17 protein-coding genes are annotated in these 15,985 nt (G+C 54.7%); 6 read left to right on the top strand and 11 right to left on the bottom strand.

The features are described from left to right. Nucleotides 1–62: 62 nt before the first annotated feature. The 5 genes from EPD60_RS10955 to EPD60_RS10935 all read right to left on the bottom strand — a co-directional run bounded on the left by EPD60_RS10955 (nt 63) and on the right by EPD60_RS10935 (nt 3,935). On the bottom strand, nt 63–518 hold the full coding sequence (locus EPD60_RS10955) for a PepSY-like domain-containing protein (RefSeq protein WP_131449487.1): 456 nt from the start codon (nt 516–518) through the stop codon (nt 63–65). A 33-nt stretch (nt 519–551) separates the two neighbouring features. Further along, nucleotides 552–1,217 carry a 16S rRNA (cytidine(1402)-2'-O)-methyltransferase gene (gene rsmI, locus EPD60_RS10950; protein WP_131449486.1) on the bottom strand — a complete coding sequence of 222 codons (666 nt, stop codon included), beginning with the start codon at nt 1,215–1,217 and terminating at the stop codon, nt 552–554. Nucleotides 1,218–1,286: 69 nt separating this feature from the next. After that, nucleotides 1,287–1,526 carry a phosphoribosylformylglycinamidine synthase subunit PurS gene (gene purS, locus EPD60_RS10945; RefSeq protein ID WP_131449485.1) on the bottom strand — a complete coding sequence of 80 codons (240 nt, stop codon included), beginning with the start codon at nt 1,524–1,526 and terminating at the stop codon, nt 1,287–1,289. 172 nt (nt 1,527–1,698) lie between these two features. Continuing rightward, a complete protein-coding gene (locus EPD60_RS10940; protein WP_131449484.1) occupies nt 1,699–2,508 on the bottom strand; it encodes a CDP-alcohol phosphatidyltransferase family protein in 810 nt (269 codons plus the stop codon). Nucleotides 2,509–2,648: 140 nt separating this feature from the next. Then, nucleotides 2,649–3,935: an aminopeptidase P family protein gene (locus EPD60_RS10935; protein ID WP_131449483.1), complete on the bottom strand. Its 1,287-nt coding sequence runs from the start codon at nt 3,933–3,935 to the stop codon at nt 2,649–2,651. Nucleotides 3,936–4,228: 293 nt separating this feature from the next. Between EPD60_RS10935 and pckA the strand changes: the two genes are divergently transcribed. Both pckA and EPD60_RS10925 read left to right on the top strand, forming a co-directional pair. After that, nucleotides 4,229–5,833, top strand: a complete 1,605-nt coding sequence (gene pckA, locus EPD60_RS10930; protein ID WP_131449482.1) for a phosphoenolpyruvate carboxykinase (ATP) — start codon at nt 4,229–4,231, stop codon at nt 5,831–5,833. A gap of 419 nt (nt 5,834–6,252) precedes the next feature. Beyond that, nucleotides 6,253–6,867 carry a DUF922 domain-containing protein gene (locus tag EPD60_RS10925; protein WP_131449481.1) on the top strand — a complete coding sequence of 205 codons (615 nt, stop codon included), beginning with the start codon at nt 6,253–6,255 and terminating at the stop codon, nt 6,865–6,867. A gap of 103 nt (nt 6,868–6,970) precedes the next feature. On the opposite strand, the gene EPD60_RS10920 is transcribed toward EPD60_RS10925, so the two are convergent. The 3 genes from EPD60_RS10920 to trpS all read right to left on the bottom strand — a co-directional run bounded on the left by EPD60_RS10920 (nt 6,971) and on the right by trpS (nt 9,415). Beyond that, entirely contained in the window at nt 6,971–7,426 is a 456-nt protein-coding gene (locus tag EPD60_RS10920; RefSeq protein ID WP_131449480.1) for an energy transducer TonB, read from the bottom strand. A gap of 288 nt (nt 7,427–7,714) precedes the next feature. Next, nucleotides 7,715–8,350, bottom strand: a complete 636-nt coding sequence (locus EPD60_RS10915; protein WP_131449479.1) for a deoxynucleoside kinase — start codon at nt 8,348–8,350, stop codon at nt 7,715–7,717. 63 nt (nt 8,351–8,413) lie between these two features. Then, nucleotides 8,414–9,415, bottom strand: coding sequence for a tryptophan--tRNA ligase (gene trpS / locus EPD60_RS10910; RefSeq protein ID WP_131449478.1), 1,002 nt, complete (start codon nt 9,413–9,415; stop codon nt 8,414–8,416). 134 nt (nt 9,416–9,549) lie between these two features. Here trpS and EPD60_RS10905 point away from each other — a divergent pair, with 134 nt between their 5' ends. Next, nucleotides 9,550–10,254 (top strand): ABC transporter ATP-binding protein, encoded by a 705-nt coding sequence (locus EPD60_RS10905; protein WP_131449477.1) that lies wholly within the window; start codon nt 9,550–9,552, stop codon nt 10,252–10,254. A 158-nt stretch (nt 10,255–10,412) separates the two neighbouring features. Next, complete coding sequence (locus tag EPD60_RS10900; RefSeq protein WP_207896612.1) at nt 10,413–10,973, top strand: cob(I)yrinic acid a,c-diamide adenosyltransferase; 561 nt, start codon at nt 10,413–10,415, stop codon at nt 10,971–10,973. 96 nt (nt 10,974–11,069) lie between these two features. Here the strand turns inward: EPD60_RS10900 and EPD60_RS10895 are convergent, their stop codons facing one another. Continuing rightward, nucleotides 11,070–11,729, bottom strand: a complete 660-nt coding sequence (locus EPD60_RS10895; protein WP_131449476.1) for an ABC transporter ATP-binding protein — start codon at nt 11,727–11,729, stop codon at nt 11,070–11,072. 170 nt (nt 11,730–11,899) lie between these two features. Here EPD60_RS10895 and EPD60_RS10890 point away from each other — a divergent pair, with 170 nt between their 5' ends. Then, nucleotides 11,900–12,121: a DUF2795 domain-containing protein gene (locus tag EPD60_RS10890; protein ID WP_073045655.1), complete on the top strand. Its 222-nt coding sequence runs from the start codon at nt 11,900–11,902 to the stop codon at nt 12,119–12,121. Nucleotides 12,122–12,216: 95 nt separating this feature from the next. Next, nucleotides 12,217–12,981, top strand: a complete 765-nt coding sequence (locus EPD60_RS10885) for a hypothetical protein (protein ID WP_131449475.1) — start codon at nt 12,217–12,219, stop codon at nt 12,979–12,981. A 165-nt stretch (nt 12,982–13,146) separates the two neighbouring features. On the opposite strand, the gene EPD60_RS10880 is transcribed toward EPD60_RS10885, so the two are convergent. Both EPD60_RS10880 and EPD60_RS10875 read right to left on the bottom strand, forming a co-directional pair. Then, complete coding sequence (locus EPD60_RS10880) at nt 13,147–13,968, bottom strand: enoyl-ACP reductase FabI (protein ID WP_131449474.1); 822 nt, start codon at nt 13,966–13,968, stop codon at nt 13,147–13,149. Further along, on the bottom strand, nt 13,958–15,979 hold the full coding sequence (locus tag EPD60_RS10875) for an ATP-binding protein (protein ID WP_131449473.1): 2,022 nt from the start codon (nt 15,977–15,979) through the stop codon (nt 13,958–13,960). Before EPD60_RS10875 ends, EPD60_RS10880 begins: the two co-directional genes overlap by 11 nt. Nucleotides 15,980–15,985 lie beyond the last annotated feature (6 nt).

Below are 15,985 nucleotides of genomic sequence, written 5' to 3'. Positions count from 1 at the left end.
ATGCCTGAGGCATCCGCTCTTTTCTTCAATATTCAATATTCCTTGTTCGGTATTCGATATTCTTACAGGGTCATCTTATCCCGCACCAGCTTCCCCACTTTATTGAAATAGAGGTAGCGCTTCTTTAGGTTGCCCTGGCTCACTTTAATGCGATACTGCTCGCCGCCGCCTTCGCCCGGGGTAAGATAAAGCTGCCTGACGCCGCTCACCTGCCAGTCGGAGAACTTGCTTTTCATAAAGCCGTCTTTCACTTCGGTGGAAAGCTGGTCGAAGGCGATGGTCTTCTCGGACCCTTTCCACTCGCCTTTTTTGTTATAGTGCGCGGTCATCTGCGCGGTATCGACCTTGAAAGCAACGGAGTAATCACCCAGGTTGTCGGAAAAAGCAACTTCTTTGGCTTCGGTATACTGCTTTGAAAAAGCGGCAGTAACGGCCACGGGTATCTTGCCCAGCTGGGCGGATGCGGATACGGAGACCAGGACAGCACAAAAGGCAGTCAGCACAAGCGAACGAAACATATACACGGTGTTTGGTTTTTTGGAGGATGTAAATTAAGGCTTTCCGCCAATTACCACAACGATTTCTCCTTTCACGCCTTTCCGTTCGAAATGATCGTGTACCTCCTGCAGGGAGCCGCGCACGTGCTCTTCAAACAGCTTGCTTACCTCGCGCGACACGCAGCAGGGGCGGTCGGCCCCGAAGTAGGTGATGAATTCGGCGAGCGACTTCACCAGGCGCACCGGCGACTCGTAGAGGATGATGGTACGCTCTTCTTCCGCAAGTTGCGTCAGGAGCGTATGACGGCCTTTTTTCGGGGGCAGGAATCCCTCGAAGCAAAAGCGCTGGGTGGGCAGGCCGCTGCTGACCAGCGCGGGCACGAAAGCGGTTGCGCCGGGAAGGCCTTCCACGCGGATGCCGTTGCGCACACATTCCCGTACCAGCAGGAAGGCGGGATCCGAAATACCCGGCGTTCCCGCATCCGTTACCACCGCCATCTTCTTGCCGGCAAGCAGCTGGTCTACGAGGTGCTGCAGCACCTTGTGCTCGTTGTGCTGGTGGTAGGGCGACAGCGGCTTCTGGATGTTGTAATGCTGGAGCAGCTTCCCCGTAGTGCGCGTGTCCTCGGCCAGGATAACGTCGACCTCCCCGAGCACCTCAAGAGCGCGCAGGGTAATATCCTTTAAGTTGCCGACGGGCGTGGGAACGAGGTAGAGCATAGATCTGGGGATCTGGAATCTTCCCATCTGGAATCTTAAGCCGATTCCAGATTTTCAGATTGAAGATTTTCAGCTGATTTCGTAGTATTCCATCACCGGGTTGGCGAGCAGCTTTTTGCTGGCTTCTTCGGCGATGGCACGGGCGGCCTCTTCGGAGTCGGCCTCGATCTGGAGGGTGATATTCTTGCCGATGCGCACGTCGCCGATGCCCTTGAGCCCGAGGTTGTCGAGACCGTTGCGGACAGCTTTACCCTGCGGATCGAGCAGGTCTTTAAGCGGCATTACTTTCACCTGGATCGTATAGTTCATGAACTAGTGTTTGGGGCGCAAATTAGCACAAAGAAGAATGTGCTAATGGGGTAATGTGCTAACGGGTAATATGCCAATATGCTAAAGGGAGCGTTACTGCCGCCCGTGCGCGCACAGGCCAAAGCGAGGTCCGAAAGGCGGGCACCAACCCAACAGATCCGAGATCAAAGATCTATACCGTGATGTCTTTCTCTTCGTGCCCCGGTGCGGCAACCGCCACGGCATGGGGCTCTTTGTTGAACAGCGACAGGAGTACGTAGATCACGAAGATGACGGGAACGGCAAGCCATTTCAGCAGGATGATAGCCACAAGCGAAATTCCCGCGAGCAGAAACTTCAGCTTGTTGTTGCGGAAGCTGTAGTCTTTGAACTTCATGGCCATCATGGAGTGGTTGCTCACCATCAGGTAGGAAACGAGCAGGATGATGCCGTAAAGAAACCAGCGGTTGATGATCAGCTCGCGCACCGATTCGTTGTCGTAATGAAGCGCCAGGGGCAGCGAAGCGATGAGCAGGCCGCCGGCAGGAGAAGGCACGCCTTCGAAATTGTATTTCTGGGTGGTGCTGATGTTGAACTTTGCCAGGCGCCAGGCAACAGCGGCCGTAAAAATAAAAGCGGGCAGCAGGGCCATGATCGTAACGTCGAGGCCGTTGTCTTGCTTCGTATAGCTCATACGCAGCAACTGGTACAGGATGACGCCCGGGGCCACGCCGAAGGAAACCATATCGCTCAGCGAGTCGAGCTGCTCGCCCATGCCGGAAGAGGCTTTGAGCAGGCGCGCCAGGAAGCCGTCGAGAAAATCCACCACGGCCGCGGCAAAAAGAAATAAAGCGCCGATCCCCATTTTCTCGGGAAGCACCCAATACATCACGGTGTTCTCATCCAGTTGTGCGATGGTCTCGCCGGTCTGCAAAATGTAAACGATGGCGATGCAACCGAAGATGAGGTTGAGCAGCGTAAACAGGTTGGGAATTTGCTTCATGAACAAAGGGTTAGTAGCGGCAAATATAAGGTAGCCGGGAAGGTTAGGGGCTCCGTGGTTCTGAGGTTCTGCGGTTCTATGGTTCTGTGGTTCTTCAACCAACCTTAGAACCTTAAAACCCTAAAACCTTAGAACCTTTTTTACGCCATTGCTGCCTCGATCTCCTCCACTGTAATCGGAATGCCTTCAAAGAGATCGATATTGCCGTCTTTGGTGATCCACACATTGTTCTCAATGCGAATGCCCGTTTTCTCTTCCTCGATATAGATCCCCGGCTCGATGGTGAAGAGCATGCCCTCCTGCACCGGGCCCGTACGGGTGCCGAGGTCGTGCACGTCGACGCCGAGGTGGTGCGAGATGCCGTGGTACAGGTACTTGCGGTAGGCGCGGTTGTCGGGGTCTTCGTTCTTCACCTGCCCGGGAGTCAGCAGACCGATCTTCAGGAACTGCTGCGTGGCTTCCTCCCCTACCTTGTCGGTATATTCCATAAGCGTGATCCCGGGCTTCAGGATGCTCTTGGCATAATCGTGCAGGTGCAGGCAGGCATTGTACACTTCGGCCTGCCGCGGTGTGAATTTCCCGTTCACGGGGATTGTCCGCGTGAGGTCGGCATTGTAGCCGCCGTAGGCCGCGCCGAAGTCCATCAGCAACAGCTCACCGTCCTTGCATTCCTGGTTGTTGCTCACGTAGTGGAGGGTACGGGCACGGTCGCCCGAAGCGATGATGGAGCCATAAGCTTCACCCGAAGCACGTTGCGAGAGAAAAGAATGGATAATCTCGGCTTCCACTTCATATTCCATCACCCCGGGCTTCACAAAGCGGCAAACGCGCTCAAAGGTTTTGGCGGTAATGGCAATGGCCTGCTTCGTCACTTCCACCTCGAGCGGTGTTTTGATGGCGCGCAGCTCGCTCATGATGCGGGCTGCCCGCTCGTAGCGGTGCAGCGGGTAGCGGCGCTGCGTTTCGTAAATGTAGCGGTAGTCGCGGGTTTCGGTGTGGCCGCCGCGGCGGTCGTTTTCGTTGGTATCGAGATAGATATTTTCGGCAGCGTGGATCCAGGGTTGCAGCAGGCCGTCGAGCACGTCGAGCCATACGATGGTCTTGATGCCCGATAGGGCAGTGCCTTCCTCGCGGCGGAGCCGCTTGCCGTCCCATTTTTCCTTAAGCTCATTGGGACGCACCAGCACCAGCACCTCGCGGTATTTCGGGTCGGGGTTGTCGGGAAAAAGGATCACCATCGTGTCTTCCTGCTGGATGCCGCAAAGCCAATAGAGGTCGCTGTTCTGGCGGAAGGAGTGCAGGGCGTCGGCGTTGCTCTGCACCTCGTCGTTGGAAACGAAGATGGCGATGGAATTCGGCTTCATACGCTCCGCGAAGCGCCGGCGGTTGGAGACGAAGAGCTCGGGGTTGAGGGGAAGATGCTTCATGATGAGGGCAAAATAAGCCGGAGACAGAGAGAAGGAACGCAGATTTTTTATGATCCGTTATGACGAGCGCTGATATTGGTACCAACATCCGCTCAAATCATAATCAACCTGCGTATCCCGCTTCAGCGGGATCAGCGTTCTTTCTCTGACCACAGGCCCGAAGCTCTACCATAGACGGGGCGCGGCTTTCAACGGATTGGAATACAGTCTATTTAATGTGTACCAATCACACGGAAACGTTGTCGCTTGGCACAAACTTTTACCTTTGCAGTCTAAAACAAACGATTGCCTGTATGTCAGTACCTACAATTTCCATCCCGATGGGGAAACTGGTAAAAATTGGCCTTACAAAAACAGAAAGCATTCATTATCAATCGACACCCGAGGAGTTAGTGCAAGACACGCTGCGGATGGGAGAAGGTACGCTGACCGACAGCGGCGCCCTGGCCATCAGCACCGGTGAATTCACCGGCCGCTCGCCGCAGGACAAGTTCACCGTGAAGGATGAAACCACTGAAAACACCGTTCACTGGAATAACTTCAACATCGCCATGGAGGAGAAGTACTTCTTCATCATCCGCGAAAAGATCATGAACTACCTCAACGAGCAGCCCGAGATCTGGGTGCGCGATTGCTATGCCTGCGCCGACCCGCGCTACCGCCTCAACATCCGCGTGGTAACGGAAAAGCCCTGGACCAACCTCTTTGCCTACAACATGTTCCTCCGCCCCGAGGAAGAAGAGCTGGAAAACTTCGAAGCCGAGTGGCACGTACTTTCCGCCCCCGGCCTGCGCCTCGACCCGGCCGAATGCGGCACCCGCCAGCACAATGCCGCCGTAGTTTCCTTCAAGCACAAGACCATCCTCATCGCCGGCTCCGGGTACACCGGCGAAACCAAGAAAGGCATTTTCACCATCCTCAACTACATCCTCCCCCAGGAAAAGAACGTACTGAGCATGCACTGCTCGGCCAATATGGCTGACGACGGCGACACCGCCATCTTCTTCGGCCTTTCCGGCACCGGTAAAACAACGCTCTCCGCCGACCCCGCCCGCAAGCTGATCGGCGACGACGAGCACGGCTGGACCGCCGACGGCGTCTTCAACTTCGAAGGCGGCTGCTACGCCAAGCTGATCAACCTCTCCGAAGAAAAGGAGCCGGAGATCTTCCATGCCATCCGCCCCGGCGCCATCGTGGAGAACGTGAAGTTCTTCGAAGGCACCAACAAGATCAATTTCGACGACGCCTCCATCACCGAGAACACGCGTGTTTCTTACCCGCTCGACTTCATTTCGAATGCCGCCGAGCCGTCCATCGGCAACACGCCCCGCAACATCTTCTTCCTTACCTGCGATGCTTACGGTGTACTGCCCCCGATCTCGAAGCTGACGAAGGGCCAGGCCATGTACCAGTTCATCTCGGGTTATACCGCCAAGGTAGCCGGTACGGAAGCTGGAGTTACCGAGCCCAAGCCGACCTTCTCGGCCTGCTTCGGCGCTCCCTTCCTGCCCCTGCACCCGGGCAAGTACGCCGAAATGCTGGGTAAGAAAATGGAAGAAAACGACGTCAACGTGTGGCTGATCAACACCGGCTGGACCGAAGGTCCCTACGGCGTTGGCCACCGCATGAAACTGGGCTTCACCCGCGCCATGATCACCGCCGCCCTCGAAGGCAAGCTGGATGACGTGGCAACCATCAACGATCCCATCTTCGGCGTTGCCGTTCCGACGGAAGTGCCCGGTGTTCCCACCGAGCTGCTGACGCCCCGCAATACCTGGAGCGACCCCGCCGCCTACGATGAGAAGGCGAAATACCTCGCCGGTCTCTTCGTAAAGAATTTTGAAAAGTACGCCGCGGGCGTGAGCGAAGAAATTCGTAACGCCGGACCCAAGGCTTAAGTTTTTACGCTTGCTGTATGACTACGGAGGCCTCCCGGAAGGGAGGCCTTTTTTTACTTCCCGCGACCCAGACCTCACCCCCGGCCCCTCTCCGGGACGGAGAGGGGTGCCTCTGTTCATCACTTATTACTTAATTCCTGCACGCTGCTGGTTGAACCTCAATACAAAGAGCGGATGCCTATGGCATCCGCTCTTTGTATTATCAGCATCGAACAAAAGACTGTTCTGAACAATAATAGTAAACTACCCGAGAGTCACCCCTCTCCCCAGGGAGGGGGACCGGGGGTGAGGTCTGAAGTTCCCGGAGGTGCGGTTTCGTCGCCAAAAAAGGCCCGTTTACCGTTGCTTAAAAACCTTTAACGAAAGGCCGGACTAAATTGGATACGAAATCGGAACGAACCGACGTTTTGCAATCGCCTATGAAACTCAGCCTTTCTATTCTGACCCTTGCCTTTGCCGCCCTGGGCGCCGCCTTTGCCCCGGCCCGCACCGAACCCGCTTCGAAAGAAAGCACGCCCATGATCGCCGCCGCCGCGTACACGCCGGCCGTCCGTGAAGAAAACGAAGAGATCATTCCCTGGTCGGTCCGCCGCATCGTGGGCTGGGAGGACTTCCAGAGCGCACCCGTTCGGGGTACCGAGGCCGTTGCCTCCACCAGCACCTCGCTGGGCCTCTCCTACAAGATCCAGGACGGTGAGCTCGCTTACGAGATCTCCTGCAACTTTTCGAAGTCGAAATCCTGGGGCCTGATGCGCAACGACTATATCCTCGCCCACGAGCAGGGGCACTTCGACATCACCGAGCTCAGCGCCCGCCGCCTGCACGAAGCCCTCGCATCATACACATACAACCGCCGCACCTACAAGCAGGACCTCACCCGCATCTACAACAGCATCGTGCAGGTGAAGGAGCAGATGCAGGAGCAATATGACCACGAGACCAACCACAGCCGCAACAGAGCGGTGCAGGCCGAGTGGCTCGACCGCATCGAGAAGATGCTGGACGACAGCCAGCAATGGGCAAATTACCCGTGAGGGAATTTGCTGATCGCCGATCTCGGGTGTCTGCTATTTAAAGGATCGCTACGCGATCCTTTTTCTTGCGCAAGCCAAATCAGACATCGGAGATCGTAAAATCTTAGTCAAACACGTGGAAGCGGATCTGGAGGTTGACCCAGGACTTCGTATCGGAGCCTTCAACATTGGCGGGCGTCCACTTGCCGCTGCTCTTCACGAGGGCGATGGCGGCGTCTTCGAGGCCGTAGCCGATCTTGTTGCCGAGGGTCTTCACTTCGCCCACGCTGCCGTCGGCATTCACCGCAAAGCGCACCGTAACGACATAATGACCGGTGGCCAGGCCCTTCCGGGCGGCTTCCATACCGGCATTCAGCAGGATGGAGTTTCCGTTGATATAACGGCTCCACTTATCCTGTCCGCCCGGGTAGAGCGGCGGGGTATCCACGTAGGGGTATACATAATCGCTTTCAGCTAAATAGGCGCGCATCGAGGTCAACTGCTGCTTTTCAGTTTGCGTTTGCGCTTGGGCGGTGAAACCGCAGAGGGCCAGTAGGCCGATAAGTAAGGTGTTTTTCATGTCGCACAGGTTCAATCCTGGCTGTAGAAAGACAAAAGGCGTGCAGAAAATTTTTAATATGAAAAGGGCTTTACTGCCGGGGTTGAAATTGCCCAGTTGGGGAAAAGGAAAAAGGTTCTGGGGTTCTGAGGTTCTGGGGTTCTTTGGTTTAGGACCAGGCGTACCCGACTAGATCGACCTGTATAAAATAAAAGTCCCGCTGCGGCGGGACCTTTACCTATCATCTTAGCGTATCAACTCCTTTCCTTATTCTCTTCGCGGTGAAAAACCTTATTCACCTTTAAAACCTTAGAACAACCCGAACAGCTCCGCATCAATCAGGTTCACGATCTTACCGTAATCCTCCGGGCGCTCCCCGAACTTGTTCTCGTCGCCGTTGATGATCAGCAGCGGGCCTTCTTTGTAGCCTTCGATCCACTTGTTGTAGTAGTCGTTGAGGCGCTTCAGGTAGTCGAGGCGGATATTCTCTTCGTAGTCGCGCCCGCGCTTCTGGATCTGGCCCACGAGCGTCGGCACGGAGCATTGCAGGTAAATGAGCAGGTCGGGCGGCTGCACCATGCTTTTCAGCGTCTGGAAGAAGGTAAAGTAGTTGTCGAAGTCGCGCTTCGTCATGAGGCCCATTTCGTGCAGGTTGGGCGCGAAGATGTGCGCGTCTTCGTAGATCGTGCGGTCCTGGATGACGGTTTCGGTGCCCTGCTGGATGTCGATCAGCTGGCGCAGGCGGCCGTTGAGGAAGTAGATCTGCAGCGGGAAGCTCCAGCGCGGCATATCCTCGTAAAAATCATTCAGGTAGGGGTTGTCGTCCACGTCTTCGAACTGCGGGATCCAGCGGTAATGCTTGCTCAGCATCTCGGTGAGCGTGGTCTTGCCGGCGCCGATATTACCGGCGATGGCGATATGCTTGGGCTTTCTATTCTTCGGCATAAACAGGTGGAAAGGTGGCGGTGGCGCCCAAATTAGGGTATCGGGATGATTTAAACTTAAAATTTATTGCAGGTAGTTAAGCCCCACGAGGCGGCGTGCTTCGGTGAGCGTCTTGCCCGCGTTTTCGCGGGCCTGCTCGGCGCCGCGGGTGAGCACGCGCCGCAGGTAATCGGTATCGCGGCGGATCTCCTGGGCCCGCTGACGGATCGGGGCGATGAAGGTCACCATATCCTCTGCCAGCTGCTTTTTCATATCGCCGTAGCGGATGCCGGCGTTGTTGAAATCCGTGCGGAACTTCTCCACCGTATCCGGGGTGCTCACCAGGCTCATGATCTGGAAGATGTTTTTGATGTAATCCGGCATCTCCGAGTTGGGTTCCGTGGGGCCGCTGTCGGTCTTGGCCTTCATCACCTTTTTACGAATGAGTTCATCGTCGTCGGCGAGGTAAAGGGTCGCGTTCTGGTTTTCACTTTTGCTCATTTTACCGGCGCCGTCGAGGGAGGGTACCTTCACCAGCTCTTCGCCGAAATTGAAGGCCTGCGGCTCGGGGAAAAGCTCGCCGTAGCGGTGGTTGAAGCGCTGGGCGAAATTGCGGGCCATCTCGAGGTGCTGCTCCTGGTCTTTGCCCACGGGCACATACAATGCGCGGTGCACCAGGATGTCGGCCGTCATCAGCACCGGGTAGGTAAGCAGGCCGGCATTGACGTTATCAGGCTGGGCGCGGGCCTTGTCTTTGAAGGTGGTCGTTTTTTCCAGCTCGCCTTTATAGGCCAGCATATTGAGCAGCAGGTACAGTTCGGCGATCTCCGGCACGGCACTCTGGGCATACAGGGTCACCTTTTCCGGGTCGAGGCCGGCGGCGATGTTCTCGGCCAGCACGCTGAGCACCGAGTTCTCGAGCTCCTTCGTATCCGGATGGGTGGTCAGCGCATGCCAGTCGGCCACGAAGAAATAGCATTCGTGCTGCTCCTGCATCCGCACATAATTGCGCATGGCGCCGAAATAGTTGCCGAGGTGCAGGTTGCCGGTGGAGCGGATGCCGCTGACGACGATCGGTTTGCTCATAAAAAACAATTGGAGCGCGAAGATAATGGGAGAAAACGGGTTCTAAGGTTTTGAGGTTTTACGGTTCTACGGTTCGCTCAACCAACCCCAGAACCTCAGAACCCTAGAACCCCAGAACCTTTATCTTTACGGTCATGCAAGGCATCATCCACCTCGAGGGCATCCGCAAGAACTATTACCTGGGAAAGCAGGTCATTGAAGTGCTGAAGGGCATCTCGCTGAACATCCATCGCAACGACTACGTGGCGCTGATGGGTCCTTCCGGTTCGGGCAAGAGCACGCTGATGAATATCCTCGGATGCCTCGACACGCCTACCTCCGGCACTTACGTTCTCAATGGGCAGGATGTGAGCCGGATGAGCGACAACGACCTCGCCGGGGTGCGCAACCGCGAGATCGGCTTCGTATTCCAGCAGTTCAACCTCCTCCCCCGCCTCACGGCCGTCGAAAACGTAGCCCTGCCCCTCGTCTACGCAGGCGTACCCAAAAAACAGCGGATCGAAAAAGCCCTGCACGTGCTGGACATGGTAAGCCTCGCCGACCGCAGCCACCACAAGCCCAACGAGATGAGCGGCGGCCAGAACCAGCGCGTGGCCATTGCCCGCGCCCTCGTCAACGATCCCTCCATGATCCTGGCCGACGAGCCCACCGGCAACCTCGATACCAAGACTTCCCACGAGATCATGGACATCTTCGGGAAGATCCACGCTTCCGGCAACACCGTGGTACTCGTTACCCACGAAGAAGACATCGCCAACCACGCCCGCCGCATCATCCGCCTCCGCGACGGCGTGCTCGAAAGCGATAAGCGCAATGAAACGGTGCACAGCGCGGTTTAGCCTGTTGGTCTATTCGCCTGTTGGTATTTTGTACGACACTCCGCTGTTCGTACAGACTTAATATCGGCGAACTTTACGCCGGTTGAACCGTTCGTTCAGGTTCGACCTTAGTTCATTTACCAATTAAGCAATAGACCAATCGACTAATTACCTCTCCCATGGCACTGAAGATCTATACCAAGACCGGCGACAAAGGCACTACGGCGCTTATCGGCGGCACCCGCGTTCCCAAAAGCGATCTCCGCATCGAAAGCTACGGCACTGTCGACGAGCTCAACTCCTGGATCGGGGTGTGTATGGACCATATTGCTGATCCTCAATCAAAGATGACGCTGCGTGAGATCCAGGATCGCCTCTTCACCGTGGGCTCGGCGCTTGCCTGCGACCCGGAAAAAGAGCCGAAGCTTCGCATCCCCGACCTGCATGCAGAGGACATCACCCTGCTGGAAAAAGAGATTGACCGGATGAACGAGGCACTCGAGCCGATGCGCGCCTTTATCCTGCCCGGTGGCGCCCCCGCCGTTTCCTTCCTGCACGTGGCGCGCTGCGTGTGCCGCCGCGCGGAGCGTCTCTGCGTATCGCTGCAGGAAGTGGACACCGACCTCGAGCCGCTGATCCTCCAATACCTCAACCGGCTCTCCGATTACCTCTTTGTGCTGGCACGTTATGCCGCGCACCTGCTTGGGGTGGAAGAAATTAAATGGAAACCCCGGGTATAATGCGGTAATATGATAATGTGGTAATGCGGTAATCCAGAACCACAAAACCATTTTCCAAGTAAGTATTGTTTATTACCGCATTACCGGATTACCGCATTAACTAATTACTTTCCCGTCTTTCATCGACACCACCCGGTCGCTCAGCTGTGCGAGTTCTTCGTTGTGGGTGACGATGAGAAAGGTTTGTCCGAGCTCCTGGCGGAGCCGGAAAAAAAGGTCGTGGAGCTCGCGGGCGTTTGCCGAGTCGAGGTTACCGGTAGGCTCATCCGCGAATACGATATCGGGCCGGTTGATGAGGGCCCGTGCGACAGCTACGCGCTGCTGTTCGCCGCCCGAGAGCTGGGCTGGCTTATGATCAAGGCGGTGCCCCAGCCCGAGGAGGCCCAGGAGGCGCGTGGCCTCGTCGCTGACGGCGGCACCCTTGCGTCGCTGGATCCAGGCGGGCACACACACATTTTCGAGGGCGGAAAATTCGGGCAGGAGGTGGTGAAACTGGAATACGAAGCCCACGCGGCGGTTGCGCAGCTCGGCCAGCCGGCGCCCGGCAAGACCGGTCACCGGTGCATCGCCGAGGGTGACGGTGCCCGCATCGGGCGTGTCGAGGGTGCCCAGGATATGCAGCAGGGTGCTCTTGCCCGAGCCCGAAGGCCCGACGATGCTGACGATCTCCCGCGGGAGCACCTGCAGGTCCACTCCCTTCAATACTTCCAGTGTGCCGAAGCGTTTATGAATGTTCCGGGCTTCGAGTAAGGCCATGCGCAAATATAAGTTCCCGGGCGGGCCGCATCCCCGCGATTTGGTAAATTGCCGAATACCCCTACTTTTGCCGGAATTTCGAAGCTGTCATTCCGGCGACCGCCGCTGATTGGCACAGAAATTACTCCTCGATAACCAAACGCTTTAAAGACCGTTAAACGCTATAACCCATGTTCTGGACACTAGAATTGGCCTCCTACCTGGAAGACGCTCCCTGGCCGGCAACAAAAGACGAGCTGATCGATTACTCCATCCGCTCGGGCGCGCCGATTGAAGTAGTGGAAAACCTCCAGGAACTCGAAGACGAAGGCGAGGTATACGAAAGCATCGAGGATATCTGGCCCGACTACCCGTCGCAGGAAGATTTCCTTTTCAACGAGGACGAGTACTAAACGTATTGAACGCAAAGCAAAGCCGCCCACTCCGGGCGGTTTTTTTATATTTACCGGCCCCGGCGATCAAGACACAACTGCAAAAAATGACATACATGAAACGCACCTTTTTTCTTTCCCTGCTGCTGCTTGCCGCAAACCTGCTCCGTGCACAGGACATCGACGTCGATCGGAAAACCGGCCTCGTTACCCTCAATGGCCGTGAATTCTGTTATATAGTGCCCACCTCCAAGGGGCAGGTAAAGCAGTTCAACGTACAAAACCTACAGCACCGCGACCTGATATTCGTAAGCGAGAACGAAGGCAAGCGCTACAACCCGCAAACGCAGACTTACGAAGGCGACGACTACCGCGTGGTCTTTCTCGACACCCGCAACTGGTGTACCACCATGGGCCGCGGACTGGGGCACAACAACTACCACAAGATCGCCCGCATGCTCGTAGCCGAGCGCCTGCTCCAGGACGGCGCCGTGGTACCCGAATCGGAGCGCCTCTTCGTGCGCAAGAATCACGGCGTGTTCAATACCCGAATCGAGCCGGCGGAAAGTGTGGGAAAGGCAGGCACCGGTATTGAAGCGCCGGCTGCGGGGCAGGTGCGCATCGCGGGCGACAAAGCCTACCTTGGCGATCGTGTCATCGGCTCCTTCCGCGGCAACCGTACAGAAAGCACCGGCGAAGAGGCCTATACCATCTATGGACCCGACGATGTTCAGGTGGCAACGATCCTGCGCGCAGACCAGAAAGCCGACTGGCGGATCACTATTCCGGCTGAGAATAAAAGCTATATGCTTCGCTATTACCCCGACCGCGCTGTGGAGCGTCTTTTTCAATCGCTGGTTGAAAAAGGCTATCTCAAATAATTGAAGCGGGCCGGCAAGAAAGGCGGCGCTGACGGTGAATGCTTTTCGTCGTTTTCGAGTTACTCTTTCTGCTCATCGCGTTATCCAGCGGCACCCATTGAATCGTCCGCAACTAAAAAGCCCCCTGCCGGAAGCAGGGGGCTTTTTAGTTGTATTCCGAGTGATTTATTCCTCCGAAGGCGTCATCCCGTTCACGATGGCTTCGCTCACACCCGTGGTGGAGAAGCCGCCGTCGTGGAAGAGGTTCTGCATCGTGATGTAGCGCGACATATCGGAGAAAAGGAAAGCGCAGTAGTTGGCGCAATCTTCTGCCGAGGCGTTGCCCAGGGGGCTCATTTTTTCGGCATATTCAACGAAGGCATCGAAGCCTTTTACACCCGAGCCGGCGGTGGTGCGGGTGGGCGACTGGGACACGGTGTTGACACGCACTTTCTTGCGCACACCGTAGTGATAGCCAAAGGAGCGGGCCACGCTTTCGAGGAGCGCCTTGGCATCGGCCATTTCGTTGTAATCAGGAAACACGCGCTGGGCGGCGATATAGGAGAGTGCCACCACGGAGCCCCATTCGGAGAGCGCATCGAGGTCCCAGGCAGTGCGCAGCACGCGGTGCAGGCTCGTGGCCGAAATGTCGAGGGTCTTCTGGTGCCACTCGTAGTTCATCTCGGTGTAGTGCTTGCCTTTGCGAACGTTGATGCCCATGCCGATGGAGTGCAGGACGAAATCGACCTTGCCGCCGAAGTGCGCCATCGACTCCTCGAAGAGCTTCTTCAGGTCGTCCATATTGGTCACGTCGGCCCCGATAACGGGAGCGCCGATCATTTCGGCCAGTTTGTTGATCTCGCCCATGCGCAGGGCCACGGGTGCGTTGGAGAGTACGATCTGCGCACCCTGCTCGTGGCACTTGAGGGCCGTTTTCCAGGCGATTGATTTTTCATCAAGCGCACCGAAGATGATGCCTTTCTTGCCGGCCAGGAGGTTATTTGCCATTATTATTCTCAGTTTTAAGAGACAAATCTATTTCTTTTTGTCGTTCGGCTACTCTTCCAAGAACTGTCTCTACCGGCAATTCGAGTTCCGTTGCCATCTTCTTGTATTCTAAGGACACCCCACCATCTGCCAATTTCAAAAAGGCAAAGTAAATCGGCTTCATTTGTTCTTTGAGATCTAAACCTATGTGTGAATTATAAATTCCTCGAATAACATTATAGTAGCCGCGAGCTAGTAGAAAAATTAGAAATTCGGAAACGAGGCCATATTCAAAATCGGAAACTACCTTGTTTCGATGGATAGGTAAAACGTATTCAAATACCCCTCTGACAAAAAGTGGTGACAATGTAGCAACCCTCTCGAGATCATTTGCAAATATTGACTGTATTAATGAGATAAATAAACGATATTGGAAAACATAAAATTCTATTTGGCTCATCTCTACTTCGAGATTTCCGTCAGATCCAATCGAACTCGATTTCATACGCTCAAATAATCGCCCATATACATTCAACTCATACGAATTGTTATACGACTGTTGGACAGAATCGAACATGATAAGTTTTACCGAATCGTCAAAGTGATTATTTTTTTCGAATATTCTTAGCACTTTGTTGAAGTCTCCAACATCAAGCGCTTTCTTTGCTTCTCCTAAAACATCTTCGTTACTAATGTTAATCACCTCAGCAATTTGGACTGGAACGTTTTCACGAATCAAGAACTTAGCCTCAACACCTACGCGAGAAACTTGGGAATATACCATACAATAGAAGTCAGCTGTATTTGAGCTGATCGTTCCATTTTTCATTTTACTAATAAAATCAACAATCCTGATTTCAAGCTCTTCTGGAGAGCACCAGCATTCTAAAAAACGAACTAACCAAATTACTCTTTGCCTGTCTGTTTTCCTTCCGTAACGCATTAAATACCAAACATTGAAAAACCGTTCTTTTAGAAAATATAGATGATTCTTCGTATCGGTACGACGTTTTTCAATTATTTGATTCTTCTCCAATTGACGAAGCTGCGCAGAAATGATCTTACTTTCAATCTTAGTCTTTGCAGCTATTTCATTTACAAAAATTCCATCCCAGTTTTTCGCAACGACGTCAACGATTTTCTGCTGCTGTCGCGGTAGATCATCCATCCGGTGTTTGTATAGCGGTGTTACAGCATCCAGAATGCGCTCCAAATCCTTGACGGTGTCTTCATTGTTGTATTCAATGAATATATTGAACATAAGAGCAATCGTACGCGGCACACCGCCGGTCAGAGTCACCAACGTTGCGATCTTCTCTGGCGCATGCTTAATGATGTCGCGTATCTCGGACTCTTTGTCATTTAACTTACCAAGTACCAGCAGCATTTCTTTTGCGTCGGCAACGGTCAGTCCGTCCAGACGGATCACTTTGAAAAATTCGAAAAGCGGCTGCTGATAGTCGAGGATATTCTCCAAGTAAAACGGAGAACCTGCTATCAGGCGGATTTCGTTCGCTGTCTGTAGGATTTCGCGAAAACGTCGCACTTCAATCTCGTCGAAGCGCTTCAACAAGTCACCGATATTGTCAATAAGCAGGAGTACGGTCTGCCCTGCCTTGTTAAGCGCTCCCCGCAATAAATCAAAACAATGTTCTTCAAAATCCGATGCGTCGGAATGCGTCTCCATCGAGGCGGACAGCCCCCTAAAATCGAAATAGTCTTCCAGGTAGGCCGCTACCGACTCCCACAGGTCGGACAACTGGCTGACATGATACTGTTCCTCGTTGAAAAGAACCGGGATCAATCGATTTTGCAGTGTTGACGAATCTTCCACGCCGTACTTGATCCGGTTCAGCATTGTCGTTTTGCCTGCACCGCGCTGCCCTACCAGCAGGTAGTGTTGTTCGGGATGCTTCATTTCCGAGCTTTCGAGATCGTCCATGATCTGCTCATAGACACGCGTGCGCACTACGAATTCGGAGATGAGCTGATCTTTGGGTTTGCGGTCCGGGTTGTATAAAAAGGTTACCATGGCTGA

It is taken from the genome of Flaviaestuariibacter flavus, from assembly GCF_004337505.1.
GTDB classification, from domain to species: domain Bacteria; phylum Bacteroidota; class Bacteroidia; order Chitinophagales; family Chitinophagaceae; genus Flavisolibacter; species Flavisolibacter flavus.
The sequence above is the reverse complement of the archived record's forward strand: the minus strand, read 5'-3'. Positions and strand labels throughout refer to the sequence as shown.

What these genes read in the sequence shown, in the direction of transcription:
- EPD60_RS10955 (WP_131449487.1), bottom strand. Translation starts at nt 518, where the DNA reads ATGTTTCGTTCGCTTGTGCTGACTGCCTTTTGTGCTGTCCTGGTCTCC.
- rsmI (WP_131449486.1), bottom strand. Translation starts at nt 1,217, where the DNA reads ATGCTCTACCTCGTTCCCACGCCCGTCGGCAACTTAAAGGATATTACC.
- purS (WP_131449485.1), bottom strand. Translation starts at nt 1,526, where the DNA reads ATGAACTATACGATCCAGGTGAAAGTAATGCCGCTTAAAGACCTGCTC.
- EPD60_RS10940 (WP_131449484.1), bottom strand. Translation starts at nt 2,508, where the DNA reads ATGAAGCAAATTCCCAACCTGTTTACGCTGCTCAACCTCATCTTCGGT.
- EPD60_RS10935 (WP_131449483.1), bottom strand. Translation starts at nt 3,935, where the DNA reads ATGAAGCATCTTCCCCTCAACCCCGAGCTCTTCGTCTCCAACCGCCGG.
- pckA (WP_131449482.1), top strand. Translation starts at nt 4,229, where the DNA reads ATGTCAGTACCTACAATTTCCATCCCGATGGGGAAACTGGTAAAAATT.
- EPD60_RS10925 (WP_131449481.1), top strand. Translation starts at nt 6,253, where the DNA reads ATGAAACTCAGCCTTTCTATTCTGACCCTTGCCTTTGCCGCCCTGGGC.
- EPD60_RS10920 (WP_131449480.1), bottom strand. Translation starts at nt 7,426, where the DNA reads ATGAAAAACACCTTACTTATCGGCCTACTGGCCCTCTGCGGTTTCACC.
- EPD60_RS10915 (WP_131449479.1), bottom strand. Translation starts at nt 8,350, where the DNA reads ATGCCGAAGAATAGAAAGCCCAAGCATATCGCCATCGCCGGTAATATC.
- trpS (WP_131449478.1), bottom strand. Translation starts at nt 9,415, where the DNA reads ATGAGCAAACCGATCGTCGTCAGCGGCATCCGCTCCACCGGCAACCTG.
- EPD60_RS10905 (WP_131449477.1), top strand. Translation starts at nt 9,550, where the DNA reads ATGCAAGGCATCATCCACCTCGAGGGCATCCGCAAGAACTATTACCTG.
- EPD60_RS10900 (WP_207896612.1), top strand. Translation starts at nt 10,413, where the DNA reads ATGGCACTGAAGATCTATACCAAGACCGGCGACAAAGGCACTACGGCG.
- EPD60_RS10895 (WP_131449476.1), bottom strand. Translation starts at nt 11,729, where the DNA reads ATGGCCTTACTCGAAGCCCGGAACATTCATAAACGCTTCGGCACACTG.
- EPD60_RS10890 (WP_073045655.1), top strand. Translation starts at nt 11,900, where the DNA reads ATGTTCTGGACACTAGAATTGGCCTCCTACCTGGAAGACGCTCCCTGG.
- EPD60_RS10885 (WP_131449475.1), top strand. Translation starts at nt 12,217, where the DNA reads ATGAAACGCACCTTTTTTCTTTCCCTGCTGCTGCTTGCCGCAAACCTG.
- EPD60_RS10880 (WP_131449474.1), bottom strand. Translation starts at nt 13,968, where the DNA reads ATGGCAAATAACCTCCTGGCCGGCAAGAAAGGCATCATCTTCGGTGCG.
- EPD60_RS10875 (WP_131449473.1), bottom strand. Translation starts at nt 15,979, where the DNA reads ATGGTAACCTTTTTATACAACCCGGACCGCAAACCCAAAGATCAGCTC.